Source organism: Pyrinomonas sp. (assembly GCF_040289685.1).
Taxonomy (GTDB): Bacteria; Acidobacteriota; Blastocatellia; order Pyrinomonadales; family Pyrinomonadaceae; genus Pyrinomonas.
Genome location: NZ_PSLQ01000120.1, coordinates 981 through 2415, shown reverse-complemented (window position 1 = coordinate 2415; position 1435 = coordinate 981). Strand labels below are relative to the sequence as shown.

Sequence of the window (1435 nt, the reverse complement as noted above, 5' to 3'; positions counted from 1 at the left end):
CCACTCGCCACATCCCCACTACTGCCTTTGACGGACACAGCGTGTCCCCCATTAGTGTCAGCGCAATTCGAAGCGCGCCGTGCGGCTGACTCGGGTCGCTGCGGCGACAAGCGTTGCGCGCAGCTCGTATTCGCCCGGGGCGAGCTTTTCGACTGGGATCGCCGAGGCGTATTGAATGCGTCCTTGGGCATCGGGCGCTGGCAGTTCCACTGCGGCGCGTCCGATCGGGTGCCCGCTCCGCAACACTTCGACGAGCAATTTCGGCCCGGCTCCGTTGGGTGGAGCGTAGGCCGTCAGAAAGAAAGCGAGTTGTTTGGTCGCGTTTTTGCTCAACGGTTCGTTCAGGTTCGGGTAAAGGACCACCTCGCCGTAATGGAACGGCGTTTTGCGCCCGTTGGATTGAGGTGGAAGGCGCTCGGCTCGTTTGAGGATGACGAGACTGCTCAAGCGCGGCAGGTCGGCGGATTGATCGACGACTTCCACTTCGGCGCTTTCGACGCTGGCGCGACCCGAAAGGGCGTCGTAAGCTGCAACGCTGATCGTGTAACGTCCCGGCGGCAGCTCCGCTTCGCGGTAGAAGAGGATCTCACCGCGTTTAGCGCGGTCGAGTCTTTCCATAGGTCCGGTCAATACGTATTGATTGCTCAATTTGCGCACGACGCGCAAAGATTCGTCTTTGATGAGCGCGAGGACAACGAAGTCTGTTTGATAGGTCTTCTTCTCCGCATTGGTCGCGTAAGTGATCGCTTCTGGCGGGATCTCGACCACCACCGACACCATGCCGGGACGATCCTTTTCCGGGAAGTTGAACCCGCCGAGGTGAAGCGGAAAGGCGTTGCTGCGATGCGCGCCGCTTAAAAGCGCCAAGGCCGGAGCTTCGTATGCGAGCACGGGCGAAGCGATCGCTGCGTTGATCGCATAATAACCTCGGCGCGTTTGCACTTCGAGGTCGGAGCGATTCAGTTTAACGGCGATCTGCCGAAACTTTCCGTCGTAGTCGGTGTTCTTTGGCACATAAGTCAACACGTAGTAAGCGTGCAGGTCTTGATCGACTTCACGCAAGCGCGCGCCGATGTCGTTGGTGCCGGAGATGAGCCGCCCACCGGTTGAATCGGCTAATTGACTCAATCCAGTATGAGGGTCGAAGCGCAGCAGATCCTCGTTGCGTTCGAGAAGGCGTGTCATCGGTTGGCCTGAGGTGTCTTCGCGTCCGGTGGAGGCTTGATTGATGCGGCGCGCGCCGAGCGCTTGCAGTTCGCGTTGCGTTTCAGCAGTGGTGCTTTCGATGCGAAGGCCGGCAGCGTCCACCGCATAGATGCTGACGTTGGCGCGATTGGCGTTGCCGATGACGGAGCGAAATTCGGCTTCGACAGCAGGCGGAATCGCCACGCCCTCCGAGAAGAAGACGATGGCCTTGCGACCGGCAAGACGCCCA

1 protein-coding gene is annotated in these 1435 nt (G+C 59.9%); it reads right to left on the bottom strand.

Annotated features, from left to right (window positions below; all coding sequences use genetic code 11):
- Positions 1–57: 57 nt before the first annotated feature.
- Positions 58–1435 (bottom strand): VWA domain-containing protein (locus C4334_RS14505; protein ID WP_352432804.1); only part of this gene is annotated, 1378 nt, incomplete at its 5' end.